This window comes from Rhodococcus sp. PvP016, assembly GCF_017832185.1.
Classification (GTDB): Bacteria; Actinomycetota; Actinomycetes; order Mycobacteriales; family Mycobacteriaceae; genus Rhodococcoides.
This window is the reverse complement of the sequence record NZ_JAFIBH010000001.1, coordinates 2,747,855-2,772,099: the sequence shown is the minus strand read 5'-3', so window position 1 is coordinate 2,772,099 and position 24,245 is coordinate 2,747,855. Positions and strand designations below refer to the sequence as shown.

Below are 24,245 nucleotides of genomic sequence, written 5' to 3'. Positions count from 1 at the left end.
AAACCATGTTGCGGGTGCGCTGCACGCTGTGACCCGTGCGTGAACTTGACCTCACGTCCGTGTTTCCGGGTCGGTGAGGGTCGGCGTCGTGCTCAGGCCTGGCGGGTCGGCCCGTCCTCGAGGACGCGCGGACGGCAGGCGGCCTTGGCGGCGACCAGCAGCACGGCGATGCCGCACGTGAGGAACGCGAACGACCACTCCCACCCGCCGGTGTTCTCGTGCAGCACACCGAAGAGAATGGGGCCGGCGCAGGCGATGGTGTACCCGACTCCCTGCGTGAAGCCCGACAGCGACGCCGAGCCGACGGCCGTACGCGTGCGCAGATTGATGAGCGTGAGCGACATCGGGAACGTCGTCGGACCTGCACCGACCAACACCAACCACAGCACCGTGCCCGTCGCGGGCGCCCACAGCAGGCCGGCGAAGCCCGCGAGATAGCAGACCGCGCAGCCGATGACGATGGGATAGGGGTCGATCATCCGACTGGTGAAGGACGGCGCGAGCAAGGAACCCGCGAGACCGACCGCGGCGAACACCCCGAGCGAGGCCCCGGCGGCACCCTCGCTGATGCCGGCCTCGACAAGGAGCGAGGGCAGCCACGTCAACATCGAGTACGTGACCATGGACGTCATCGCGAACATCCCGGCCATTCCCCAGCCGAGCGAGGTGCGCCAGACCGGGACGGGCGGTGCCACCGGCCGGGCCGACGGCTCGGTGAGCGGCCCGTCGAGCTCGGCCTCCGCGGCGGCGTCCTGCGCCGGAGACTCCGCACCGCGCACCGCGGGGGCGGCGGGGCGAGTGAGGCGCGTCAGCACGATGGCGGTCCACGGCACCACGGCGGCGACGGCGGCCACACCCCACATCGCGAGCGACCACCGCCACCCGACCGCGTCGGCGACGGGAACCGCCGTGAGCGACGGAACGATGGTGCCCAGCTGCAGAAGACAGATGTAAACGGTGCTCATCATGGCGAGCCGGTCGGAGAAGTAACGCTTGACCAGCGGCGGGATGACCACGTTGCCGATGCCCATACCGGCGAGGGCGACCGCGGAGAGCAGCGCCAGCGACCCGAGCCCGGGGGCGAACGCCCGCGCGAAGATGCCGACACCGGTCAGAGCCGCCGCGGCGAGTGCCGTCCGTTCGAGTCCGAGACGAGTGGCGATCACCGGCGTGAGCACGCCGAACAGCGCGAACATCGCAGTCGGGAGCATCCCGAGGAGTCCGATGGCGCCGGCGCCGAACCCGAGGTCGTCGCCGATCCGGGGAAACAGAGGCGAGACCGAGGTGACCGCCGCCCGGAGTGTGAACGCGGACAGGATGAGCGCCGCGAACACCAGGAGCCGTCCCTGCAGTGTCGAGCGTGACCCGGGCTCGGCAGTGGTGGCGGTCGCAGTCATGGGACGAATCATAGGATGATCCGACCTGTCTGGCAAAGGACTATTAGACTGGCCGACACCGACACCACACGAGAGAAAGACATCGAAGTGCAACCCGTACGCCGTCAGAGCCTCATCGGGCAGGTCACCGACCAGTTGCGAGGCGAGATCGAGTCCGGGACGTGGGCCGTCGGTACGCGGATACCCACCGAGCCGGAGTTGACCGAGCTGACCGGCACGGGGCGCAACACCGTTCGCGAGGCGGTCCAGGCGCTGGTGCACGCGGGCATGCTCGAGCGGCGCCAGGGATCGGGCACCTACGTGCTCGCGTCGTCGGAGATGCCGTCGGCCCTCGGCAAGTACTTCTCGTCCGCGCGGCGACGCGACGTGCTGGAGCTGCGGCGGGCGCTCGACATCACTGCGGCCACACTGGCTGCCGAGCGTCGGACCGACGAGGACGTCCGAGTGCTCGAGGACACCCTGGCGCACCGGACCGCACTATGGGACGTCGACCGCACCCGAGCCCTACTTCTCGACGTGTCCCTGCACCGCGCCATCGTCGCGGCCAGCCACAACAGCATCTACCTGGAGGTCTACGACTTCCTGCTCCCCAGCATCGAGGAGACGATCCTCGACCACGACGCCGATTCCGACCGTGCGTTCCACGAGGAGCACACGGCCCTGGTCCGAGCGGTCGTGTCCGGAGACGCCGACGCGGCGGCCACCGCCGCACGCTGCTTCTTCACCGAGCTCGCCGCGGACGGCGCCGATGATCGGGACACCGGCGCACTGCCGACCGACTAGAGGATCAGGCGCACCAGATCGGCGGTACGAGCCAGACCGGGGAACGCCTCGGCGGTCGAGCGCGGATGCAGAGCGTGCACCGCGAGGCGGAACATCACCGCCCGCAACAGCATCTGCGGCCACTCGGGGAGATCCTCCCAGCGGCCGATGAGCCCGTCGTCCGCGCCGCCCCAGGAGAGCGCGTCGACGACCACCACGGCCGCGGCCCACGACGCGGGGCGCCAGTACGGGGTGATGTCGGTGATACCCGGAGCCTGCACGCCGTCGAACAGCACCGTGCCGAACAGATCTCCGTGCACCAGCTGATCGGGCTCGCGCACCGGCCGACGCAGGGTGGCCAGCTGACCGATCACCTCGACACTGCGCACACCGTCCGGTGACGTCGGCTCCACCGCTCCCCCGGCACGGGCGGAGCGGAACGGAACCTGTTCCCACGCAGCACGATCGGCGGCGACGAACACGTCCACGTCACTCCACGGCGCGACCGGCGTCTGCGTCAGGAACCGCGGCTTCTCGAGCTGCGACGTCGCGACGTGCAGCCGGGTCGCCAGCGAGACCACCTCGTCGTGCCGGGGTTCGGGAACTCCCTCGATGTAGGTGTCCGCGCGCCACCCGGACACGACGTAGCGGCCGTCGGTCGACCGCACCGGTCGCGCGAGCCGAACCCCCTCCACCGCAAGGGTTTCGCGCACCTTCGCCGACCAGGCGCCGCGGGCGTGATCGGCCACCGGGGACAGGACGACGTCACCGAGACGCCACCCGCCGTCCCAGTCCGCTCCCAGGGCCACCGGCGCGACGTCTCGGAGCCCGAACGTGCCGATGACGTGCTGGGGAGGTTCCGCCGATGTCATGACGGCCACCGTACCGCCGCCGTGGTGCGAGTCCGGAGACCCCGGTGAGCGCGTGTCCCCGCCCGCGTCACGGAACCCGGTGTCAGTACGTCGGAACGGTGGGGTCGACGTCGCGCGCCCACGCCTCGAGTCCGCCGCGCAAGTGGTGGACGTCGGCGATCCCGGCGGCCCGCAGGACGGCGAGCGCCTCGGCCGAGCGGACACCCGTCTTGCAGTAGAGCACCACCGGCCGGTCCGTCGGCAGCGACGCGACGGCGTCGCCGGCCAACACCGTCGGCAGGGGCATCAGCGTCGCGCCGTCGAGGTGCACGATGTCCCACTCGACCGGGTCGCGCACGTCGATCAGCGCCACCGGGGTGTCGCCGTCCAGCAGCGCACGCAGGGACGTCGGATCGAGGTCGCCGTCGACCGAGTCCACCGACGGCAGGGGCGAGGCAACACCGCAGGACACCTCGTAGTCCTCCTCCACCTCGGACACCCGCACGCGACCGGGGTCCCGGCGCAGGGTGACCGTGCGGAAGGTCATGGTGCGCGCGTCGTAGACCAGCAGACGCCCGAGCAGCGTGTCGCCCATGCCCGTCACCAGCTTCACGGCCTCGGTCGCCATGATCGAGCCCACGACCCCGCAGAGCACGCCCAGCACGCCGGCCTCCGAACACGACGGCACGGTGCCCGGCGCGGGCGGATCCGGGTAGAGGTCTCGGTAGTCGACGCCGAGACCGCCGGGTGCGGCGTCCCAGAACACGGACACCTGCCCGTCGAAGCGATAGATGGATCCCCACACGTACGGGATGCCGGCGACGGCGGCCGCGTCGTTGACGAGGTACCGCGTCGCGAAGTTGTCGGTGCCGTCCACCACCAGGTCGTACTGGCGGAAGAGGTTCACCGCGTTGCGGGGCTCGAGCCGGACCTGGTGCAGCCGGACCTCGATGGTGGAGTCCACAGCCCGGATCGACTCGCGGGCGCTGACCGACTTCGGACGACCGATGTCGGCCTCACCGTGGATGACCTGTCGCTGCAGGTTGGAGGCGTCCACGTCGTCGAACTCGACGATGCCGAGGGTGCCCACGCCCGCCGAGGCGAGATACAGCAGCACGGGCGAACCCAGGCCGCCGGCGCCGATCACCAGGACGCGCGCGTTGCGCAGACGCCGCTGGCCCAGCACCCCGACATCGGGTAGCAGCAGGTGCCGGCTGTACCGAGCGACCTGCTCGCGGCTCAGTTCCGGGCCCGGTTCCACCACCGGGTCGACGATCGTCACGCTCCTCGTACCTCCCCGGTCAGGCCCTGGGGTACGGCCAGGGGTTGAAGCGACAGGTCTTGCCGTCCATCGGGACCACGCCTGCCGGATCGAGTACCGCGATGTCGTCGTTCGCCGTGCCGAAGGTCTGCTGCATCATGATCGGGGCCAACCCACCGTCTGTCTCGCAGGGCTGGTGCGCCTGGTACCCGATCGCGTGGCCCACCTCGTGGTTGATCTGGTACTGCCGATACGACCCGATGTCACCCTGGAACGCCACGGCACCGCGCACCCAGCGCGGCTCGTTGAGCACCACCCTGCCGATGCCGGGGTTGTAGCAGGACACCTCGAGCTGGATGTCGTACCCACACGCGTCGCGGATGGTCATCTGCGACGTCAGCGACACCCGGAAGTCCGGATCACCGGAGTCGACGCGGCGGAACGCGAAACGCTGATCGTTCGTCCAGCTCTTGGGATTGGCGAGAGTCTGGTCGACGAGGCGACCGAACGACTCGTCACCGCCGAAGCCCGTCGTGTCCACGCCGTCCTCGATCTCGACGGTGTAGGTGAACGTGCGTTCGGTGCCCTGGCCCACCTGGTCGGTGACCCCCGGCACCACGCGCCACGTACCCGCCCCCTGCACCGCGAACTGACCGCCGTCGGGCAGCTGGCCGCTGGACACCGTCTCGGCGAAGTTCCCGTCGGCCTGCGGCGGGACACCGATGATGCCGGTGTCGTCGGTCGTGTTGCTCAGCGCGGGAAATCCGGGTGCCGAGTCCGTCGTGGACGCGGTTCCGGGATCCCGTACCGCGTCGACGACCACCAGCACCGTCACCACCGCGAGAATCGGGATCGCGTAGGCGCGCCAACCGTAGGTCGACGTGAACCGCCCCAGCCGGCTCTGCTTCCGGGCGCTGCGCTCCGGACGTGCGGCGCGCGTGCGTCCGGGATCGACCGCGGTGGGATCCCACTGGGCGCGCAGAGGCTGATGCGAGCGTCGCGCACGGTCGTCACGCGTCGCAGGCTCTCTCTGCGGTTGCCGTCGGTCACTCACCGATCCAGGTTCTCACACGCGTCTGCGGCCTCCGGTCGGCGCGCCGGGGTATCGTCGTCACGATCCGGAAGAACTTTCATGCCGCGTAGTTCCGATGTCTGAGTGATCCTCGTCCACCGGTGTCGCGGCGGATGGGACACACGAAACACATGACAGACGTCGCCGACCGAAGCTCCTCCGTGGGCGGAACCGGGAGTGGCCGGCGCAGTGCTCGACTGCCCCGTGATGCACGCCGCGCCCAACTCCTCGCCGCTGCCGGGGAGATCTTCGTCGCCCGCGGGTACCACGCCGCCGGGATGGACGAGATCGCGGAATGCGCGGGTGTCAGCAAACCTGTTCTGTACCAGCACTTCCCCGGCAAGCTCGACCTCTACGTCGCGGTGCTGCAGAACTACGTCGACAGCCTCATCTCGGGTCTGCGCCAGGCGCTGCGGTCGACGACGGACAACCACAAGCGCGTCCGGGCCGCCGTGCTCGCGTTCTACGATTTCGTCGACAACGACAGCCAGGGATTCCGCCTGGTGTTCGAGTCGGACCTCATGGGCGATCCTCAGGTCCAGAGCCGCGTCGATCAGGCCACCGAGGCCTGCGTCGACGCCGTGTTCGACCTCGTCAGCCACGACTCCGGACTCGACCCGCACCGCGCCCGCATCCTCGCCGTCGGCCTCGTGGGCGCGAGCCAGTTCACCGCCCGCTACTGGCTCGAGGCGGATCGCCCCATCACCAAGGAGGAAGCGGTGGACACCACCGTCACCCTCGCCTGGGGTGGTCTCTCGCACGTCCCCCTGCAGTCCCAGTAGGCGACGCACCCTGGTCTCACGAACCACGACGGCCCCGCACCAGCAGGTGCGGGGCCGTCTCTCGTGCGCGGTGGGCGCGTCGGTCAGGCGGTGCCGGACGACGCGAAACCGACCCGGCGACTGTCGGACGGACCGATCTCCACGTACGCGAGCTTGCCCGCGGGCACCAGGAACTTGCGGCCCTTCTCGTCCACCAGCGACAGCACACCCTCGCCGCCGAAGGCCTTCGAGACCAGGGTCTCCACCTCGTCGGGCGTCTGCGCGCTGTTGATGACCAATTCCCGTGGGCTGTCCGAAATCCCGATCTTGACCTCCACGGCCGACCTCCGAAACGTTGTCGCGAACCTGCTGTCCACTTCAGGTTAGAGCAGCACCGGCCGCCGGTGAGTGCGTGACGCACACGCCCACAGCGAACACCGACACGGGTCAGACGAGGCCGAGAATCGCCATGCGCTCGGAATGCCGGACCTGCATGCGGTCGAACAGCGCCACGATGCCGTTGAAATCGCCCGACGCCGTCATCACCAGTTCGGTCAGCTCCTCGCGCTGCGCCAGGACGAACTGCGCCTGGGTGATGGCCTCCCCCAGCAGGCGGCGCCCCCAGAGCATCAACCGGTCCTTGTCCGCGGCACTCGCCGCGACGCGCGCCATCACCTCGGTGACGACGAACTCCGAGTGGCCCGTCTCGGCGAGCACCTCGCGCACGGTGGCGGCGATGTCGTCCGGGAGGCTGTGCGCGATCTCGCGATAGAAATCGGCGGCGAGGCCGTCGGCGACGTACGTCTTGACGAGCACCTCCATCCACGTCGAGGGCAGCGTCGAGGCGTGGTACGCGTCGAGAGCGGCGGCGAAGGGCTCGGTGACGGACAGGACGTCCCGCCCGCGCTCCGCGAGGGCCGCCTCGAGCACCTCGAAGTGGTTCATCTCGGCGGCGGCCATGCTCGCCATGGCGATGCGATCGCCGAGCGTCGGGGCCATTCGAGCGTCGTCGACCAACCGGTAGAAGGCAGAGATCTCGCCGTACGCGAGAACGCCCAGGAGACTGATGATTCCGGGGTGATCACCCGGTACGGTTCCCCCGGTCGCAGGGCCCGCGTCGGACCCCGACGGGACGTTCGGAGTGGACCCGCCGTGCTGTGGATCCGAATCTGTTCGCATGGCTGCCGAGACTACCGTCGACACGGCTCGTGCGAGCGGAACCGCGACGCCGGGTGCCGACCAGGTAGAATGAGCCGCGAGCACGCTCCACCGGTGCCGGCACCAGGGACCTCGACGGTCCGCACGCCGGTCCGACGCATCGTGGTCACCTCCGTCGGAGGCGATCGCGGCGAGCATCGGGAGCCGTGCTCACGACATTGTGCGCGCACCTGATTCGTGTCTGCCGCCGATCGTGTCGCCGCATCCGCGGCCGACCCCGATCGCGCCTGTCGACGAATCGAGGGTTTCGACACCGGCCGCGGAGCGGCCTGGCCCTCGTCGTGCGTGCGAGGCGAGAGACGAGAAAGGCCGAAACACTGAGCAAGATCACTGTGGACCACGAGACCGACGACGTGGCGGAGACCACCGTCTCGGCGACCCTGGACCTGACACAGACCGACACCACCCACACTCCCCCGACCTTCGCCGAGCTCGGCGTTCACCCCGAGATCGTCCGCGGGTTGACCGACATCGGCATTGAGCGCACGTTCGCCATCCAGGAACTCACGCTTCCCCTGGCACTCGCGGGCGACGACCTCATCGGCCAGGCCCGCACCGGCATGGGCAAGACGTTCGGCTTCGGCGTCCCGCTGCTGCACCGTCTCGCCACCGGTCCGGCCGACGGCTCGGGCACCACGGTCCTGGACGGCACCCCGCGTGCGCTGATCATCGTTCCCACGCGCGAGCTGTGCGTCCAGGTCACCTCCGACCTGGAGAACGCGTCGAAGCACCTGCACTCGGCCAACGGCCGCGTGAAGGTCATGTCCATCTACGGCGGACGGCCGTACGAGGCCCAGATCGAGACCCTGCGGACCGGCGTCGACGTCGTCGTCGGCACCCCCGGACGTCTTCTCGACCTGGCCAAGCAGGGCCACCTCGTGCTCGGCAAGGTCGGCGTGCTCGTGCTGGACGAAGCCGACGAGATGCTGGACCTGGGCTTCCTCCCCGACATCGAGCGCCTCATGAGCATGGTGCCCGAGAAGCGTCAGACCATGCTGTTCTCGGCGACCATGCCCGGGCCCATCATCACGCTCGCCCGCACGTTCCTCACCCGGCCGACGCACATCCGCGCCGAGGAGGCCGAGTCCTCCGCGATCCACGAGCGCACCGCCCAGCACGTCTACCGGGCACACGCACTGGACAAGGCGGAAGTGGTCGCGCGGGTGCTGCAAGCCGAGGGCCGCGGCGCCACGATGATCTTCACGCGCACCAAGCGCACCGCCCAGAAGGTCGCCGACGATCTCGCCGAACGCGGATTCTCCGTCGGCGCCGTCCACGGTGATCTCGGCCAGGTCGCCCGCGAGAAGTCCCTCGCGGCGTTCCGCTCCGGCAAGATCGACGTACTCGTCGCCACCGACGTCGCGGCGCGCGGTATCGACATCGACGACGTCACCCACGTCATCAACTACCAGTGCCCCGAGGACGAGAAGACCTACGTCCACCGGATCGGACGTACGGGTCGCGCGGGCCGCACCGGTATCGCCGTCACGCTGGTCGACTGGGACGACATCCCCCGCTGGCAGCTGATCGACAAGGCCCTCGGCCTCGACATCCCCGACCCGGTGGAGACGTACTCCAGCTCCGAGCACCTGTACGCGGAACTGAACATCCCGCACGGCACCACGGGCAGCATCGCGAAGCGCCGCGCCGAGACTCCCGCCGCCGAGAAGACGGACACCCGCGCGGGCCGGGGCGAGAACTCCGACCAGGCGTCGGACAGCGAAGCGACCACCACGTCGCGCCGGAGCCGGTCGCGTCGCCGCACCCGCGGCGGGGGCCACGCCGACGCCGCCGCCACCGCGGACAGTTCGTCGACGACAGGTCCCGCCGAGGCCTCCGGTGACGGATCCGCGTCGGACAAGCCCCGTCGTCGACGCCGTCGCCGGTCGTCCGCCGGGTCCTCGGCGCACGCCGGTGAGAACGGCGCGTCGGCGGAGGCATCGTCGTCCGCCGGTACGTCCGACTGACCGTCCCTCACCTGACGTGCTCGCTCCCGAACGGCGCACCCGCGTCGACGTGATCGCCGCTGTGGTGATCGTCGTGGTCGTCCTGGTGGGTGCCTCGGTGATCTGGTTCCGCAGCGACGCTCGCGGCACCACGTCGGTGGTCGCCGACGTGCCCCTCACCGCCCCGGCGTCGGCGTTGTCGGTGCCCGAGTCGTTCTCGGAGATCTGGCGCGCCGACGACACCGGGACCGGCGCGCCGACCACCGTCGGCGGGGCCGTCGTCGTCTCCGCCGACGACGCGGTGACCGGACTCGATCCCGCCACCGGCTCGCCGTCCTGGTCCTACACGCGTGACCGGGCACTCTGCTCGGTCGTGGGGGCGTGGGACGCGGCGGTGGCGGTGTTCCGCGACGGGCGGGGATGCGGCCAGGTGACCGAGCTCGACGGGTCCACCGGGGCGCGCGAGGACCAGCGCACCAACGACGCCGACGACCCGGTCCGGCTGTCGTTCGACGGCACGTACGTGACCGAACTCGGCGCCACGCGACTCGAGCTCTGGCGCTCCGACCTCGTGCGCACGCTCGAGTACGGGCGAGTCGACGCCCCGGTCAACCCGCGCAGCCAGCCCCGCACCGGATGCGACCTCGTGTCGAGCGCGTCCGCGAGCACCCGCCTCGCCGTGCTGGAACGGTGTCCCGGCGAGGAGGGTCTTCGTCTGACGTCGATGAACCCGGCGCCCAAGGACAACACGGTGCCCGACGTGTACGGCTCGACCATCCTGGCCGACGTCCCCGCGGAGGCAGCGACGGCACGCGTCCTCGCGGTGGTCGGGGATCGCCTCGCGGTGTACCTCCCCCCGGCCGGGAGCGAGGTCGCTCGGGTGGCACTGTTCGACGGGTCCGCCAACTTCGTCTCCGCGCAGGCCGTGACCGCTGACGTCACCACACCGTCCACCGACACGCTCGCGTCCGACATCGTGCGCACCGGGTCCGTCGTCTCCTGGTGGACGGGCACCGACACCGTCGGCTTCACGCAGTCCGATCTGTCCCAGCGCTGGGTTCTCGCCGGAACCCTCGGCGCGGGCGCCGTGATGGCCGGGCAGCTCCTCGTCCCGGTTCCCGGCGGTATCGCGGTGGTGGACCCGGAGAACGGCGTCGCCTCGCGCACGATCGCGGTGGACCGCGGCGAGTACACCGGGCCGGTCGCCCTGTCCGTCCTCGGCACCAGCGTGTTCGAACGCCGCGGTGCCGAGACCGTCGCCCTGGGGTGATCGTCGGCCCGGGCTGAGCGTCGGCCGAATCGCATTCGGTGATCCACTGGCGGCGAGCACACCTGGCGTGTCACGATGTCGGTCACTGTAAAGCACACTTGACAGCGAGGCGGCGACGATGCACGGCGGCACGGATGGACACGACATCACCGGTTCTCGATCACGCTGGGGTAGAACGACATTCGACGACGGACGCTACCCCGCCCTGTGGGCGGCGACACCGTTCGGAGCGGCTGCCGCACTCGCGATCGCCGCGGCCCTCGTCCTCACCGACAGTGCCGGACCGCGTCCCGTCGTCGGCGCTGTCGCTGCGTTCGTGGTGTGTCTCTGGCCCTGCGTCGGTCTGGCATGGGTCGTTCTCGTCGACCGGAACACCCTCCGCGGGGCACCGGCCGATCCCGAGCATTCTGTGGAGTCCGCGTGGTACGACCGCGCGGCCGGCGGCGCGTTCACCGATCTGCTGCTGATCACCGGCCTCGGTACCGCGGGGCTCGCGATCTCCGGCACCGACGTCTCCGCCGTGCCGGCGCTCGGTCTCGTCCTCGTCGTCGCCATGGGATCGTTCGGTCTGCGCTACCAGCTCGCGCGACGGCGGGTCTGAGCCCCCGGTGCGCAACACCCTTCCCGATCTCCGGCGTGAGCGCGGATGGTCGCAGCAGCACCTGGCCGATCGGCTGGGGGTCTCGCGTCAGACCGTCATCTCGCTCGAACGAGGTCGGTTCGACCCGTCACTCCCCCTCGCCTTCCGCATCGCCCGCGTCTTCGAACGCTGCATCGAGGAGATCTTCGACGACGGTGACGATCAGGCGTCCGCGTCGTAGGTGGCCAGGGGTGTGCCGTCGGTCCAGTGCGCGGCCAGGTTGTCGGCGAGGTCGCGGTACGCCTGGGCGCCCTTGTTCTTGCGTCCTGCGATCACCGAGGTGCCGGACGCCGACGCCTCCGCGAACCGCACGGTGCGCGGGATCGGGGGCGCCAGCACGGGGATGTCGTACCGACCGGACACGTCCGCGAGGACGTCACGGCTGTGCGTGGTACGGGCGTCGTACAGGGTCGCGAGAGCACCCAGGAGAGTCAGATCGGGGTTGGTGATCTGCTGGACCTCGCTGACCGTGCGCAACAGCTGACCCACGCCGCGGTGAGCGAGCGTCTCGCACTGCAGCGGGATCAGCACGCTCGTCGCGGCCGTCAGCCCGTTCAGGGTGAGCACGCCCAGTGAGGGCGGGCAGTCCAGCACGATGACGTCGTAGTTCTCGAGGAGAGGCGCCAGGGCGCGCTTGAGGGTGTACTCGCGGCCCGGACGCATGAGCAACAGCGCCTCGGCGCCGGCCAGGTCGATGGTCGCCGGGAGCAGGTCGACACCCTCGTCCGTGCCGAGCACGGCATCGCCCACGGGAACCCCGGCGGTGAGGACCTCGTGGATCGAGGTCTCCAGCTTGTCGGGGTTGTGTCCCAGCGAGAAGGTCAGACTTCCCTGCGGGTCGAGGTCCACCACGAGTACTCGTCGGCCCAGAGCGACGAGCGCCGCTCCCAGCGATGCCACGGTGGTCGTCTTGGCGACGCCACCCTTCTGGTTGGCCACTGCCAGGATCGTCGTCACAGCACGATCTTGGCATCACTCCGGGTGTCGAGCGACGTTCGGCCCGGCGTGGCGTGGATGCCGCACCGGGCCGAACGGGGTGGAACGGAGGCCGAGCTCAGTGCAGCATCGCACCGCGCGCGACGGCGTCACCCTGGTCTGCGCGCTCGAACTTCTTGCGTGGCAACAGGAGTGCGGGCACGAAGGTGAACGCGACGATGATGGTGGCCACCAGGAAGGTGCCGCCGAACGCGTCGGCTGCCTGTGCCAGTCCTGCCTGCACGGCATTCGGTCCGATCTGCTCGGCGATCGCCGGGTCACGCTGTGCCGCGATGGCGGGTCCCGCGGCTGCCCGGTCGAGCAGCTGGTTGGTGAGCACCACCGAGATCACGGCCGTACCGATCGACCCGGCCGACTGCTGGATGATGTTCATCAGCGACGAACCGCGGGCGACGGACGCGTCGTCCAACGTCTGCAGTGCGGCGGTCATGATCGGCATCATCGTCGCGCCGAGTCCGAGCCCCATGACGAACAACGCCCCGAGCAGGACGACGTACGAGGTCGAGGCCCCCACCTGCGTGAACACGGCCATGCCCAGCGTCACGAACACCATGCCGGTGATCACGATCTTGCCCGGCCCGATCTTGTCGGCGAGCTGCCCGGCGATGGGCATCGACACCATCGCCCCGAGCCCCTGCGGGGCGAGCAGCAGGCCGGCCATGAGCGTGGTCTCCCCGCGGACCTGCAGGAAGTAGCTCGGGAAGATCAGGCCCGCGCCGAAGAACGCGATGGCGAACAGGCTCATCGCGATCACCGCGACGGACAGGTGACGGTTGGCGAACAGCCGTAGGTCGATCAACGGGTGCTCGATCCGCAGGGCGTGGCGCACGAATGCCGCGACCAGAACGAGCCCGACGACGGCGGAGACCAGCACGCGAGCCGACATCACCGTTCCGGTCTCGGGGATGGAGGAGACGCCGAACAGGAAGAGCGCGAGGCCCGGCGACAGCAGCAGCATGCCGACGAAGTCGAAGGACTGCGAGGGCTCGGGTGCGTCCTTCGGGAGGATGACCCATGCGGCGACCAGCGCCACGGCGCCGATGGGCACGTTGATCAGGAAGATCCAGTGCCAGCTCGCCGCGTCGATGAGCCACCCGCCGAGGATCGGGCCGGCGATCGGACCGAGCAGCATCGGCACGCCCAGGACGGCCATGACACGTCCGATGCGCTCGGGCCCGGCGGCGCGGGTCAGGATCGTCATGCCGAGGGGCATGAGCATGCCGCCGCCGAAGCCCTGCAGGACGCGGAACACGATCAGCGACGTGATGTCCCACGCGACGCTGCACAGCATGGATCCGGCGACGAACAGGATGAGCGCCAGGATGTACAGGCGTTTGGTTCCGAACCGGTCCGCGGCCCAGCCGGTCAGCGGGATGACGGTCGCGAGAGCAAGGGTGTAGCCGGTCATGGTCCAGGCGACGTTGGCGTAGGACGTCTGGAACTCGAAGGCGAAGGTCGGCAGCGCCACGCTCACGACGGTCACGTCGAGGATCGACATGATGGCGCCGATGACGATGACGGCGGCGATCTTGAGGACGGCCGCGTCCAGCCCCTGACCGGTGTCGACACCACCCTGCCCGGGGGTGTTCGGGGACCCCTGCGCGCTCTGCTCGGTGCTCTGATCGGTCATGCGAGGACTCCTGGCTCGATACGTATCCGCCGGCATCGAGGCCGGGTGTCGCGTGAACGGACCAGAAAAGTAAACACCCCACCGGCGGCGATCACCAGCGGATTTCGCGAGACCTCCGTCACCGGGACGACCTCCGTCACCGACGCGGCGCGACCTGAGAGCATGATCGAGGCCATGGCAGACCCCGACCCCCGTGACCCGGCACCCGCATCGTCCGGAGCGTCCGGAACGTCGCCGCGGCGCTCCGACGCCAGACTGGTGTTGATCCGCCACGGTCAGACGGAATGGGCGGCGAGCGGTCGGCACACCGGCCGGACGGACATCGCTCTCACCGCCGACGGGGAGGACCAGGCCCGCGCCGCCGGCGACCGCATCGCGGCGCTCGGGCTCGAACGCCCCCTGGTGGTCAGCAGCCCCCGATCGCGCGCGCTGCGGACGGCGGAGCTGGCCGGACTGACGGTCGATCGGGTGTGGGACGCGCTGGTCGAGTGGGACTACGGCGACTACGAGGGCCTGACCACCCCGCAGATCCGGGAGACCGCGCCGCACTGGACCGTCTGGACGCATCCGTCACCGTCCGGTGAGACCATCGACGCCGTGTCTGCGCGGGCCGATCTCGTCCTGTCCGTCGTCGTTCCCACCCTCGCCGAGCGCGACGTCGTGCTCGTCGGACACGGCCACTTCTCCAGGTCGGTCATCGCGCGGTGGGTCGAGCAACCGGTGACCGAGGGCAAGCGCTTCGCACTGGCGCCCGCCGGCTTCACCGTGCTGGGGTACGAACACGAGTACCGGCAGATCCACACCCACAACGTGGATCCCCGCCTCGGGTCCTGAGGGTGCTCGGTCCGAGGGCCGCTCAGGCGTCGTCGGTCTCGACGTAGTCGTCCGCCAGCCACCGCGTGGCGGGTCCGCTGAACAGACACACCAGGACGCCGACGACGACGATGCCGAGCAACGAGCCCAGTACGGGCCGCCCGGAATCGGTGAGGAGCGACCAGACCACCGGGAGCAGGAGCAGCTGGGCGACGATCGCGATCGCGCGGCCCCAGCGGTGCCCGAGGATCAGGGCGACACCACCGGCGAGTACGGCGCCTCCGAGTGCCGCGAACCAGATCGCGGTGCCGAAACCGTTGATGACACTCTCGTCGGCGCCGGCGGCGCCGCGGATGACCAGGACGAGGGCCACCACGACCGCCGTGGCGCCCTGCACGGACACCAACAGGCCCGCGGCGCGCACCGGTGCCGGAACACCGGAATCGGGCAGCTTCGGACGCACCAGGCCACCCTAGAGCACACCCGCGGAGTGGCCGACGGTCACGCGCCGGTGGTCGTGAGCCGCTGTCGCTCGCGTCTACTCTGAGTGATCGTGCGAGCCATCCTCATCGTCAACCCGAACGCCACGTCCACCACGGCCGCCGGCCGAGACCTGGTGGCGCATGCGCTCGCGAGCCGGGTGTCGCTCACAGTTCTCCACACGACGCACCGCGGACACGCGCGCGAACTCGCGACCGAGGCCCGCCGGGCGGGTATCGATCTGGTGATCGTGCACGGCGGCGACGGAACGGTGAACGAGGTGGTGAACGGACTTCTCGGGGTTCCGGCCCCGACCTCCATGCAGTCGGTCACCGTGGGACCCGTGCCGCTGCTGGCGGTCGTTCCGGGTGGATCCGCCAACGTGTTCGCTCGCTCGCTGGGCATCGCGAAGGATCCGGTCGAGGCCACGAACCAGCTCATCGATCTGCTCGAGTCGGGATCGAGCCGGCGTATCGGCCTGGGGTACTGCGACCGGACGTGGTTCCTGTTCAACGCCGGTCTCGGATGGGACGCGGACGTGTGCGACGCGATCGATCGAGGCCGCAAGGGCGGCGAGGCGGTCACGCCCTCGCGCTACGTCCGAACCGCGATCACCACGTTCTTCCGCCGCAAGCGCCGCGACCCGCACCTCACCGTGGAGACCGACGCCGGCGAGGCCGTGACGGGTGTCCACTTCGCGTTCGTGACCAACTCCGATCCGTGGACGTTCCTCGAGGCGCGCCCGGTCCGGACGAACCCCGGCACCTCTTTCGACAGCGGACTCGGCATATTCGCAATGCGGTCCACGAAGGTGTTCACGACCTTACGAGTGGTCGTGCAAATGCTGTCCGGAACGTCCGGTCCGCATTCTCGGGCACTTCTCCGCGACGACGATGTGAAATGGATTCGCGTGCGTTCCACGGAACCGACCGGCCTGCAGGTCGACGGTGACTACCTCGGCGAACGCACCGAGGTCGAGTTCGCGTCAGCACCGGACGCCCTCGCCGTCGTGGCGCCCTTACCTGGCGATACCCCGTAAGCCAAGCTACTGTGTTTCACATCTCCCGATCCGGGTACCAGACGTCGGGTGTGAAACCAAATCGGGTCCAGTGAGCTTGGCCACCCGCACCGCGTCATCTCTTGACTTCTGCTTGGTTCGTGAAAGCATTCACAAGTAACAGTGCGGAAACATTGGTTGCCGCGCTCGCGAACTGCAGAACAACAAGCCCACGATCCGGACGTGAGTCCAGGATCAGTTATTCGACAGCGCCGTCGTGCGCTCAGTGAGGAGTAAGAGGATGGATTGGCGCCACAAGGCTATCTGTCGTGACGAGGACCCGGAACTGTTCTTCCCGGTGGGAAACAGCGGCCCGGCACTCGCACAGATCGCTGATGCCAAGGTCGTGTGCAACCGGTGCCCCGTCACCGCGGACTGCCTGTCCTGGGCTCTCGAGTCCGGCCAGGACGCAGGTGTCTGGGGCGGCATGAGCGAGGACGAGCGTCGCGCGCTGAAGCGTCGCAACGCGCGTACCCGCGCACGCTCGGCGGTCTGACACAGTTCCTGAGACGCACGCAGGCCCGGCACCGCATGGTGCCGGGCCTTTTGTGTGTCCGATGCGCAGCCCGTGTCAGCCGCGTGGCTCCCGGCGTCCGAGCGGGACGCGAAGCTCGGCGGCGGTGCCCCCGTCCCGCCCGGCCGCGACGCTGATGGTGCCGCCCAACTCCACCGTGACGAGCGTCGAGACGATCTGCAGTCCCAGTCGGTCGGACGCCGACGCGTCGAAGTCGTCGGGGACTCCGCGGCCGTCGTCACGCACGGTGACCTCCAGCATGCGGGAGGACCGCCGGGACTCGATGGTCACGCGGCCTCGCGCACCGGGATCGAACCCGTGCTCGAGCGAGTTCTGGACCAGCTCGGTGAGCACCATGACCAGCGGAGTCGCCCGTTCGGCCGGGAACACGCCCAGGCTGCCCTCGCGGCCGACGGTGACGTCCGCGGACAGCGACCCGATGTCGACCATGACGGGGACCAGGCGGTCGACCACCTCGTCGAGGTCGACGACCTCGTCCACGGACGTCGACAGCACGTCGTGGACGAGGGCGATGGAGGTGACCCGGCGGACCGACTCGCTCAGCGCGACCTTGGCCTCGTCGTTGTCCGTCCGTCGAGCCTGCAGACGCAGCAGAGCAGCGACGGTCTGCAGGTTGTTCTTGACTCGGTGATGGATCTCGCGGATGGTCGCGTCCTTGCTCAGCAGCGCGCGATCGCGACGCTTCACCTCGGTGACGTCCCGGACCAGCACCAGAGCACCCACGGACGTGCCGGCCGGGCGCAGCGGAACCGTGCGTAACAGCACGGTGGCACCGCGAGCGTCCACCTCCATGCGTCGTCCCCCGGCGGACGTGACGGCCGCTCCGATGGTGGCGGCGATCTCCTCCGCGTCGAAGGGGTCGGTGACGAGCGACCGGGTCGACGCGGCCAGGTCGTGGCCGGGCAGATCTGCCGTCAACCCCATCCGGTGATAGGCGGACACTGCGTTGGGGCTCGCGTAGGTGACCATTCCGGCGGTGTCGAGGCGGATGAAGCCGTCGCCGACGCGTGGGCTCGAGTTGACGTCCGTCTTCTCGGACGGTGAGGGGAACGATCCCTCCGCGATCATGTCGGAGAGGTGGTGGGCGCAGTCGCGATACGCGGCCTCCAAGAGGCTCGGCGGGCGGCCGGAGACCGGCGCGGAGTCACGCGTCAACACCGCGACCACGCGGCCGTCGGCGCGCACCGGAACGGCGTCGTGGGGCGGGCCCTGTTCATCGGGGAGACGACCACCGCCGCGCACGATCGACGCCGTGCGCAGGCACTCCGCGACCTCGGGATGTTCGGTCTCCCCGACCACCGCGCCGACCGTGTCCGACGGGATCACCGTGGGGGCCGTCGTCGGACGACACTGCGCGACGCACACCGCCGTCGCCGTGTCCGACGACGTCACCGCACGCGATCCCGGATGGTCGACGGGCACCCAGAGCAGCAGATCCGCGAAGGAGATGTCCGCGAGGATCTGCCACTCCCCCACGACGCGTTGCAGATGATCGACCGCCGTACCCGGCAGGTCGGTGTGCTCGGCGAGCATCTCGGACAGTGTGGACACGACGAATCACCTTGTCCCGGTGCAACGTCGGCTGATCAGAGCGGTGACCGGATCAGGAGATGACGGCGATCAGATCGCCCTGTTGGATGACGTCGCCCACGGCGACTCCGATGGACGTCACGGTGCCCGCGGACTCGGCGAGCACGGGGATCTCCATCTTCATCGACTCGAGCACCACCACGGCGTCGCCCTCGTTCACGTGATCACCCTCGGCGACGACGATCTGGAACACCGTCGACACCATCTCGGCTCGGACGTCCTCGGCCATCACGTTTCCCCTGTTCCATCCCGCTCGTCTGCACGCGCGTGTCGACTCGTTCGGTGAACGGACCACGCCGGAGGCACGGCCGCTCGTCGTACAGCCAACCACACGTGAGAAACTGGGTGGAACAGGAAGGAGATCCACCATGGGCAAGCGAGGACGCAAGAAGCGCAGCCGTAAGGGAAATGCAGCCAACCACGGCAAGCGCCCCAACAGCTGATCACGAGCACCACACCACGAAGGGCCGGGACGCATCGCGTCCCGGCCCTTCGTTGCGTCGGCGGTCAGTCCTCGGTGGCGGTGATGGTCACCGAACGCCGGATCTCCAGCGTCAGGCGCTCCCGCAGGCCTTCCGGAGCGCGCTCGCCGCCGCACTTGCGGCCGACGAGAGACTTGATCTTCTCCTCGATGCCGTACTGCGCGAGGCACGAACCGCAGCTGTCGAGGTGACGCTGCACGCGTTGCCTGCTGGCCTCGTCGCACTCGTTGTCGAGCAACGTCCACACGTCGGCGATCACGGCCGAGCAGTCCAGGTCCTCGAACTCGTTGCCGCTCATCGTGCTACCTCCTCGGTCGCCGCGGCGGACCGGTTGAATCCACGGTCGCGAGCGACCTCCGCCAGTTCGTTGCGCAGTTGCTTGCGGCCGCGGTGCAACCGCGACATCACGGTGCCGATGGGCGTGCCCATGATCTCGGCGATCTCCTTGTACGGGAATCCCTCCACGTCGGCGTAGTACACCGCCATGCGGAACTCCTCGGGCAGCGCCTGCAGGGCCGCCTTGATGTCGTCGTCGGGCAGGGCGTCGAGCGCCTCGACCTCGGCGGACCGCAGACCGGTCGACGAGTGCTCCGCGGTGGCCGCGAGCTGCCAGTCGGTGATCTCGTCCGTCGGGTACTGCGCCGGCTGACGCTGCTTCTTGCGGTACGAGTTGATGTAGGTGTTGGTGAGGATGCGGTAGAGCCACGCCTTGAGGTTCGTGCCCTCACGGAAACTCTTGAACGCCGTGTACGCCTTGACGTACGTCTCCTGTACCAGGTCCTCGGCATCAGACGGGTTCCGCGTCATCCGCAGGGCCGCGCCGTACAGCTGGTCGAGCAGCGGGAGCGCGTCACGCTCGAACCGCGCCGTCAGATCTGCCGCGTTCTCGCGCGAGCGGATGCCGTCCTCGGTCTCGAGGATCGCAGGATCGACAGCGCCCGTCGTGGTGCCGGTCTCGGTCTGTGGCTGATCCGTCACGCTGGCCCCTCTCGTGTGCCCCGCGGCGACCGCCCCGTCGTCCGAGGTGTCGACCTCGGACGTCCGGGAACCGGTGAGATCACCGTGGTCGTCCGGACTCCACTTTACCGATGGGATCACCACCACATTCGTCAGCGTCGCCGAGAGCCTCTCGGCTCCGGAGCGCTCCGGTGCAACGACGTTCACACGCCCTCCTCCGTCGAGCGGCGGCGCACAGTGCGCGCCGTCCTGATGCTGCGTACAACAGCCGTGGCCGCCGTCGTGTTCCCCCCGCTGCCGGATCGCCTCCGCGAGTACGGCCAGAATGTCGGGTATCAGCAGCCGATCACGACGTTCCCGACGTACTCGCGGGGGCGGGTGATCACGGTGGGAAGGGACCACGACGCCATGGCCGGATCGGCTACTCCCGCGACGACGGCGCTGTCGAGGCTCGGAATCGAGTACACCGTCCACACCTACGAGCACGACCGCGGCACCGAGCAGTACGGCGACGAGGCGGTCGATGCACTCTCCGCTCGCCTCGGTGTGTCGGCGGATCGGGTGTTCAAGACCCTGGTCGTGTCGACGGGCTCCTCATTGGGGGTCGCGGTACTTCCCGTGCCGGACATGCTCGCCCTCAAGTCCGTCGCCGCCGCCCTCGGGGCGAGCAAGGTGTCGATGGCCGATCCGGCGGCCGTGCGCCGGTCGACGGGCTACGTGCTGGGGGGCGTCTCCCCGCTCGGCCAGCGCGCGCCCCTGCCCACTGTCGTCGACAGTTCGGCACTCGGACACCCGACCCTCTTCTGCAGCGGCGGCCGGCGCGGCCTGGAGATCGAGCTCTCTCCACAGGATCTCGTCCGGGCCACCGCTGCGACCGTCGCGGACATCCGCCGCGGGTCCGCCAGTGAGAGACTGTGACCGTGACGTCCTGGATCGCGCCCCTCGCCCCGCAGCCCGTCCGTGCGACCGTCGACCTCCCGGGGTCGAAGTCGATCACCAATCGCGCCCTGATCCTCGCGGCGCTCGCGAACGGACCGTCGACGGTGACCGGCGCGCTGCGCAGCCGCGACACCGATCTGATGATCGACGCGCTGCGCACGCTGGGTGCCGTCGTGGAGTCCCCCGACGACGACGGGACGACGGTGCGGGTCACCCCCGGCCCGGGCCGCGGCGGTGACGTGGACTGCGGGCTGGCGGGCACCGTCATGCGCTTCGTTCCCCCCGTCGCCGCGCTGGCCACCGGTCGCTCGCGCTTCGACGGCGACGAGCACGCCCGTTCGCGCCCGCAGCAGACCATCCTCGACGCGCTCCGCGCCCTCGGTGTTCCCGTGAACGGCGACCGGTTGCCGTTCGTCGTCGACGGCACGGGACGGGTCCGCGGCGGAACGGTCCGCCTGGACGCGTCCGGCTCGTCCCAGTTCGTGTCGGGGCTCCTGCTCTCGGCGGCCCGGTTCGACGAGGGGCTCGTCGTCGAACACGTCGGTCCCCCGGTGCCGTCGATGCCTCACATCGACATGACGGTGGAGATGCTGCGCGAGAGCGGGATCGAGGTGGAGACTCCCGAGGACTCGGGCGTTCCGAACCGGTGGCGCGTGCACCCCGGGGCCGTGGCTCCGGTCGACCGTGTAGTCGAACCGGACCTGTCCAACGCGACCCCGTTCCTCGCCGCGGCGGCCGTCACCGGCGGTGAGGTGACCGTGCCCCGGTGGCCCGCCCGGACGACGCAGCCCGGTGACGCGTTCCGCGACATCCTCACATCGATGGGGGCCGAGGTGCTGCTCACTGCCGAGTCGCTCACGGCGCGGGGGCCCGAGAAGCTCGAGGGCGTCGACGTGGACCTGCACGACATCGGCGAGCTGACCCCGACGGTCGCGGCGATGGCGGCCCTGGCCGGGTCCCCCTCGCGCCTGCGCGGGATCGCCCATCTGCGTGGGCACGAGACGGATCGCCTCGCCGCACTCACGGCGGAACTGGGCGCCCTCGGCTGTGGCGTCGAGGAGACCGACGACGGCCTGATCATCGAGCCGGCGCCGTTGCACGGCGGACCCTGGCGGGCGTACGCGGACCATCGCATGGCCACGGCGGGCGCCGTGATCGGTCTCGTCGTCCCGAGCGTCGAGGTCGACGACATCGACTCCACCGCCAAGACGCTGCCGGGGTTCGCGGACCTGTGGAGCGCCATGCTGGCCGGAGGTGGTGCGCGCTGATCCGGCGGGTGTACGACGAGTCGGACGTCCGCGTCCGGCCGGGCAAGGGCACGCGCCCACGAACGAAGACGCGGCCCACCCACGCCGACGCCTCGGACGCGATGGTGGTGTCGGTGGATCGCGGCCGGTGGGGGTGCGTGATCGACAACGATCCCGAGCGCCTCGTAGTCGCCATGCGAGCGCGCGAGCTGGGCCGGACCCCGATCGTCGTCGGTGACGCGGTGGGCATCGTCGGCGACGTCTCGGGACGCGTCGACGCCCTGGCCCGCATCGTCCGTGTGGACGAGCGGCGCACGGTGCTGCGGCGCACCGCCGACGACACGGATCCGTACGAGCGTGTCGTGGTGGCCAACGCGGACCAGCTGCTGATCGTGGTGGCGTTGGCCGATCCGCCGCCCCGCTCCGGCTTCGTCGAACGCGCGATGGTGGCAGCGTTCGTGGGTGGTCTCCGTCCCGTGCTGTGTCTGACCAAGGACGACCTGGCGTCGTCCGACGAGTTCGCCGCCGTCTTCGCCGACCTCGACGTGCCGGTGGTGCTCGTGGGCCGGGATCGTCCGCTGGACGAGCTTCTGGAGATGATCACCGGGAAGTCGTCCGCGCTGATCGGCCACTCGGGGGTGGGCAAGTCGACCCTGGTGAACCGGCTGGTGCCGGAGGCACATCGCGCCGTGGGCATCGTCTCCGGCGTCGGCAAGGGCCGGCACACGTCGACTCAGTCGGTGTCGCTGCATCTTCCGGGTGGGGGCTGGGTCATCGACACTCCCGGTATCCGGTCCTTCGGGCTGGCCCACATCTCGCCGGAGGATGTCGTCGCGGCGTTCTCGGACCTCGCCGTCACCATCGAGGACTGCCCGCGCGGCTGCACCCACCTCGGGCCGCCGGCCGACCCGGAGTGCGCTCTGGACACCCTGACAGGACAGCAGGCGAACCGCGTCGCCGCGGTCCGCCTGCTGTTGGTGGCAGTGATGTCGAACGACTCCTACTGACGGAGCCTCGATCGATCGGTCAGCGCGAGAGCAACTTTCGTAGTCCCTTGCCGCGCTTGGACTCCTTGATCGCGGTCAGCAGACCGGCACGGCGCCCGGTGATCGGATCGACGGTGGACGTGACATGGCCGCCGAACTTGCGCTCGGATGCCGTCTCCGGAGCATCGTCCGCCGTGGCCTTGAGGTACTTGTCGGGGAGCGACAGCTTCGCGATGGTGCGCCAGGACTTGCCGTACTGGGCGAGGAAAGGCCCTGTGGTGTACGGCAGGTCGTACTTCTCGCACAGTTCGCGGACCCGCACACTGATCGCGGCGAGCCGGTTGCTCGGCAGATCGGGGAACACATGGTGCTCGATCTGGTAGCAGAGGTTTCCCGACATGAAGGCGAGGGTCGGTCCGGCGTGGAAGTTGGCGCTGCCCAACATCTGTCGGAGGTACCACTGCCCCTGCGTCTCGTCCTGGAGGTCGTGGCGTGTGAACTTCTCCGCGCCGTCCGGGAAGTGACCGCAGAAGATGACGGCGTTCGTCCAGATGTTGCGAATGACGTTCGCCATGATGTTGGCGGTCAACGTCTTTCGGTAGGACGCGGCGGGCGACAGCGACGTGATGGCCGGCGTGATCGCGTAGTCCTTCAGCATCTGGCGGCCGACCTTGTCGCCGACCTCCTTGAGCTTGCGTCGCGTCTCCTCCTTGGGCACACGGCCTTTCACGGCCTTGCCCAGCTCGAGATGCTGTACCGCCACGCCGTACTCGAACAGGAGCATCAACAGCGTGTTGTACACGAGGTTGCCGGCGTTGAACGGGACCCACTTGCGATCACGCGTGACGCGGATGAGGCCGTAGCCCACGTCGTCGTCCATGCCCAGCACGTTGGTGTACTTGTGATGGATGTAGTTGTGAGTCTGCTTCCAGTGCTCGGACGGACCGGTGTTGTCCCATTCCCACGAGGTGGAATGGATCTCCGGATCGTTCATCCAGTCCCACTGGCCGTGCATGACGTTGTGGCCGAGCTCCATGTTCTCGACGATCTTCGAGACGCCGAGCATCGCACTACCGGCCCACCATGCGGCGCGGTGGTTGCTGGCGAGCATCGTGGTGCGGCCGAGAGCCTCGAGGGAGCGCTGGAAGCGGATGGTGTTGCGGATGTACCGCGCATCCTTCTCGCCGCGCGACTCCTCGATCTCCCGACGCAACGCGTCGAGTTCATGGCCCAGCGCCTCGACGTCGGCCTCGGTGAGGTGGGCATATTCCTTGACGTCGGAAATCGCCATGTGGTCACTCCTCGGCAGGTGGTCGATGCCCGTGTGGGCCAGACCGTGGTTACTCTACCGGAAG

At 69.4% G+C, this 24,245-nt stretch carries 27 protein-coding genes; 13 read left to right on the top strand and 14 right to left on the bottom strand.

Annotated elements, in window-relative coordinates:
* Window positions 1–92: 92 nt before the first annotated feature.
* Window positions 93–1,397, bottom strand: coding sequence for an MFS transporter (locus tag JOE30_RS12995; protein WP_204867114.1), 1,305 nt, complete (start codon window positions 1,395–1,397; stop codon window positions 93–95).
* A gap of 87 nt (window positions 1,398–1,484) precedes the next feature.
* Here JOE30_RS12995 and JOE30_RS12990 point away from each other — a divergent pair, with 87 nt between their 5' ends.
* Window positions 1,485–2,180 carry a FadR/GntR family transcriptional regulator gene (locus JOE30_RS12990; RefSeq protein WP_204867112.1) on the top strand — a complete coding sequence of 232 codons (696 nt, stop codon included), beginning with the start codon at window positions 1,485–1,487 and terminating at the stop codon, window positions 2,178–2,180.
* On the opposite strand, the gene JOE30_RS12985 is transcribed toward JOE30_RS12990, so the two are convergent.
* From JOE30_RS12985 to JOE30_RS12975, 3 genes are all read right to left on the bottom strand, one after another.
* Window positions 2,177–3,031, bottom strand: a complete 855-nt coding sequence (locus tag JOE30_RS12985; protein WP_027506841.1) for a TIGR02569 family protein — start codon at window positions 3,029–3,031, stop codon at window positions 2,177–2,179. The genes JOE30_RS12990 and JOE30_RS12985 overlap by 4 nt on opposite strands.
* Before the next feature lie 82 nt (window positions 3,032–3,113).
* On the bottom strand, window positions 3,114–4,292 hold the full coding sequence (gene moeB, locus JOE30_RS12980; protein WP_204867110.1) for a molybdopterin-synthase adenylyltransferase MoeB: 1,179 nt from the start codon (window positions 4,290–4,292) through the stop codon (window positions 3,114–3,116).
* 19 nt (window positions 4,293–4,311) lie between these two features.
* Window positions 4,312–5,325 (bottom strand): DUF3152 domain-containing protein, encoded by a 1,014-nt coding sequence (locus JOE30_RS12975; protein ID WP_204867108.1) that lies wholly within the window; start codon window positions 5,323–5,325, stop codon window positions 4,312–4,314.
* 149 nt (window positions 5,326–5,474) lie between these two features.
* Between JOE30_RS12975 and JOE30_RS12970 the strand changes: the two genes are divergently transcribed.
* Window positions 5,475–6,125, top strand: a complete 651-nt coding sequence (locus tag JOE30_RS12970; RefSeq protein ID WP_027506843.1) for a TetR/AcrR family transcriptional regulator — start codon at window positions 5,475–5,477, stop codon at window positions 6,123–6,125.
* A gap of 83 nt (window positions 6,126–6,208) precedes the next feature.
* Here JOE30_RS12970 and JOE30_RS12965 read toward each other — a convergent pair whose 3' ends face one another.
* Both JOE30_RS12965 and JOE30_RS12960 read right to left on the bottom strand, forming a co-directional pair.
* Complete coding sequence (locus JOE30_RS12965; protein WP_027506844.1) at window positions 6,209–6,442, bottom strand: DUF3107 domain-containing protein; 234 nt, start codon at window positions 6,440–6,442, stop codon at window positions 6,209–6,211.
* Window positions 6,443–6,551: 109 nt separating this feature from the next.
* Window positions 6,552–7,283: a ferritin-like fold-containing protein gene (locus JOE30_RS12960; RefSeq protein WP_204867106.1), complete on the bottom strand. Its 732-nt coding sequence runs from the start codon at window positions 7,281–7,283 to the stop codon at window positions 6,552–6,554.
* A 320-nt stretch (window positions 7,284–7,603) separates the two neighbouring features.
* Here JOE30_RS12960 and JOE30_RS12955 point away from each other — a divergent pair, with 320 nt between their 5' ends.
* The 4 genes from JOE30_RS12955 (at window position 7,604) to JOE30_RS12940 (ending at window position 11,359) form a co-directional block, all read left to right on the top strand.
* Window positions 7,604–9,289: a DEAD/DEAH box helicase gene (locus JOE30_RS12955; RefSeq protein ID WP_204867104.1), complete on the top strand. Its 1,686-nt coding sequence runs from the start codon at window positions 7,604–7,606 to the stop codon at window positions 9,287–9,289.
* A 16-nt stretch (window positions 9,290–9,305) separates the two neighbouring features.
* Entirely contained in the window at window positions 9,306–10,538 is a 1,233-nt protein-coding gene (locus JOE30_RS12950) for a PQQ-binding-like beta-propeller repeat protein (RefSeq protein ID WP_204867102.1), read from the top strand.
* Between the two features lie 118 nt (window positions 10,539–10,656).
* Entirely contained in the window at window positions 10,657–11,139 is a 483-nt protein-coding gene (locus tag JOE30_RS12945) for a hypothetical protein (protein WP_204867100.1), read from the top strand.
* A gap of 7 nt (window positions 11,140–11,146) precedes the next feature.
* On the top strand, window positions 11,147–11,359 hold the full coding sequence (locus JOE30_RS12940; RefSeq protein ID WP_204867097.1) for a helix-turn-helix transcriptional regulator: 213 nt from the start codon (window positions 11,147–11,149) through the stop codon (window positions 11,357–11,359).
* Here the strand turns inward: JOE30_RS12940 and JOE30_RS12935 are convergent.
* Both JOE30_RS12935 and JOE30_RS12930 read right to left on the bottom strand, forming a co-directional pair.
* Entirely contained in the window at window positions 11,341–12,135 is a 795-nt protein-coding gene (locus JOE30_RS12935) for a ParA family protein (protein ID WP_204867095.1), read from the bottom strand. The two genes, JOE30_RS12940 and JOE30_RS12935, sit on opposite strands and share 19 nt — an antisense overlap.
* Before the next feature lie 97 nt (window positions 12,136–12,232).
* Complete coding sequence (locus JOE30_RS12930) at window positions 12,233–13,804, bottom strand: DHA2 family efflux MFS transporter permease subunit (RefSeq protein ID WP_204867094.1); 1,572 nt, start codon at window positions 13,802–13,804, stop codon at window positions 12,233–12,235.
* A gap of 174 nt (window positions 13,805–13,978) precedes the next feature.
* Here JOE30_RS12930 and JOE30_RS12925 point away from each other — a divergent pair, with 174 nt between their 5' ends.
* Entirely contained in the window at window positions 13,979–14,638 is a 660-nt protein-coding gene (locus JOE30_RS12925) for an acid phosphatase (RefSeq protein WP_204867092.1), read from the top strand.
* Window positions 14,639–14,660: 22 nt separating this feature from the next.
* Here JOE30_RS12925 and JOE30_RS12920 read toward each other — a convergent pair whose 3' ends face one another.
* Entirely contained in the window at window positions 14,661–15,083 is a 423-nt protein-coding gene (locus tag JOE30_RS12920) for a hypothetical protein (protein WP_371831717.1), read from the bottom strand.
* An 87-nt stretch (window positions 15,084–15,170) separates the two neighbouring features.
* Between JOE30_RS12920 and JOE30_RS12915 the strand changes: the two genes are divergently transcribed.
* Both JOE30_RS12915 and JOE30_RS12910 read left to right on the top strand, forming a co-directional pair.
* Window positions 15,171–16,136, top strand: a complete 966-nt coding sequence (locus JOE30_RS12915; protein WP_204867090.1) for a diacylglycerol kinase family protein — start codon at window positions 15,171–15,173, stop codon at window positions 16,134–16,136.
* Between the two features lie 259 nt (window positions 16,137–16,395).
* Window positions 16,396–16,650, top strand: coding sequence for a WhiB family transcriptional regulator (locus tag JOE30_RS12910; RefSeq protein WP_027506852.1), 255 nt, complete (start codon window positions 16,396–16,398; stop codon window positions 16,648–16,650).
* A 75-nt stretch (window positions 16,651–16,725) separates the two neighbouring features.
* On the opposite strand, the gene JOE30_RS12905 is transcribed toward JOE30_RS12910, so the two are convergent.
* Together JOE30_RS12905 and JOE30_RS12900 are read right to left on the bottom strand one after the other, a co-directional pair.
* Entirely contained in the window at window positions 16,726–18,240 is a 1,515-nt protein-coding gene (locus JOE30_RS12905) for a sensor histidine kinase (protein ID WP_204867089.1), read from the bottom strand.
* Between the two features lie 52 nt (window positions 18,241–18,292).
* A complete protein-coding gene (locus tag JOE30_RS12900; protein ID WP_027506854.1) occupies window positions 18,293–18,508 on the bottom strand; it encodes a biotin/lipoyl-binding carrier protein in 216 nt (71 codons plus the stop codon).
* Window positions 18,509–18,647: 139 nt separating this feature from the next.
* On the opposite strand from JOE30_RS12900, the gene JOE30_RS21825 reads away from it, so the two are divergent.
* Window positions 18,648–18,722 carry a 50S ribosomal protein bL37 gene (locus tag JOE30_RS21825; protein ID WP_110293457.1) on the top strand — a complete coding sequence of 25 codons (75 nt, stop codon included), beginning with the start codon at window positions 18,648–18,650 and terminating at the stop codon, window positions 18,720–18,722.
* A 64-nt stretch (window positions 18,723–18,786) separates the two neighbouring features.
* On the opposite strand, the gene rsrA is transcribed toward JOE30_RS21825, so the two are convergent.
* A complete protein-coding gene (gene rsrA, locus JOE30_RS12895; protein ID WP_027506855.1) occupies window positions 18,787–19,059 on the bottom strand; it encodes a mycothiol system anti-sigma-R factor in 273 nt (90 codons plus the stop codon).
* Window positions 19,056–19,682: a sigma-70 family RNA polymerase sigma factor gene (locus JOE30_RS12890; protein ID WP_037186858.1), complete on the bottom strand. Its 627-nt coding sequence runs from the start codon at window positions 19,680–19,682 to the stop codon at window positions 19,056–19,058. The genes rsrA and JOE30_RS12890 overlap by 4 nt, the downstream gene beginning before the upstream one ends.
* Before the next feature lie 288 nt (window positions 19,683–19,970).
* On the opposite strand from JOE30_RS12890, the gene JOE30_RS12885 reads away from it, so the two are divergent.
* The 3 genes from JOE30_RS12885 to rsgA are packed head-to-tail and all read left to right on the top strand — an operon-like array spanning window position 19,971 to window position 22,911.
* On the top strand, window positions 19,971–20,636 hold the full coding sequence (locus JOE30_RS12885) for an aminoacyl-tRNA deacylase (protein WP_307806164.1): 666 nt from the start codon (window positions 19,971–19,973) through the stop codon (window positions 20,634–20,636).
* Between the two features lie 2 nt (window positions 20,637–20,638).
* Complete coding sequence (aroA, locus tag JOE30_RS12880; RefSeq protein WP_307806163.1) at window positions 20,639–21,925, top strand: 3-phosphoshikimate 1-carboxyvinyltransferase; 1,287 nt, start codon at window positions 20,639–20,641, stop codon at window positions 21,923–21,925.
* An 8-nt stretch (window positions 21,926–21,933) separates the two neighbouring features.
* Window positions 21,934–22,911: a ribosome small subunit-dependent GTPase A gene (rsgA, locus tag JOE30_RS12875; RefSeq protein ID WP_204867087.1), complete on the top strand. Its 978-nt coding sequence runs from the start codon at window positions 21,934–21,936 to the stop codon at window positions 22,909–22,911.
* Window positions 22,912–22,930: 19 nt separating this feature from the next.
* Here the strand turns inward: rsgA and JOE30_RS12870 are convergent, their stop codons facing one another.
* Window positions 22,931–24,181 carry a fatty acid desaturase gene (locus tag JOE30_RS12870; protein ID WP_204867086.1) on the bottom strand — a complete coding sequence of 417 codons (1,251 nt, stop codon included), beginning with the start codon at window positions 24,179–24,181 and terminating at the stop codon, window positions 22,931–22,933.
* Window positions 24,182–24,245 lie beyond the last annotated feature (64 nt).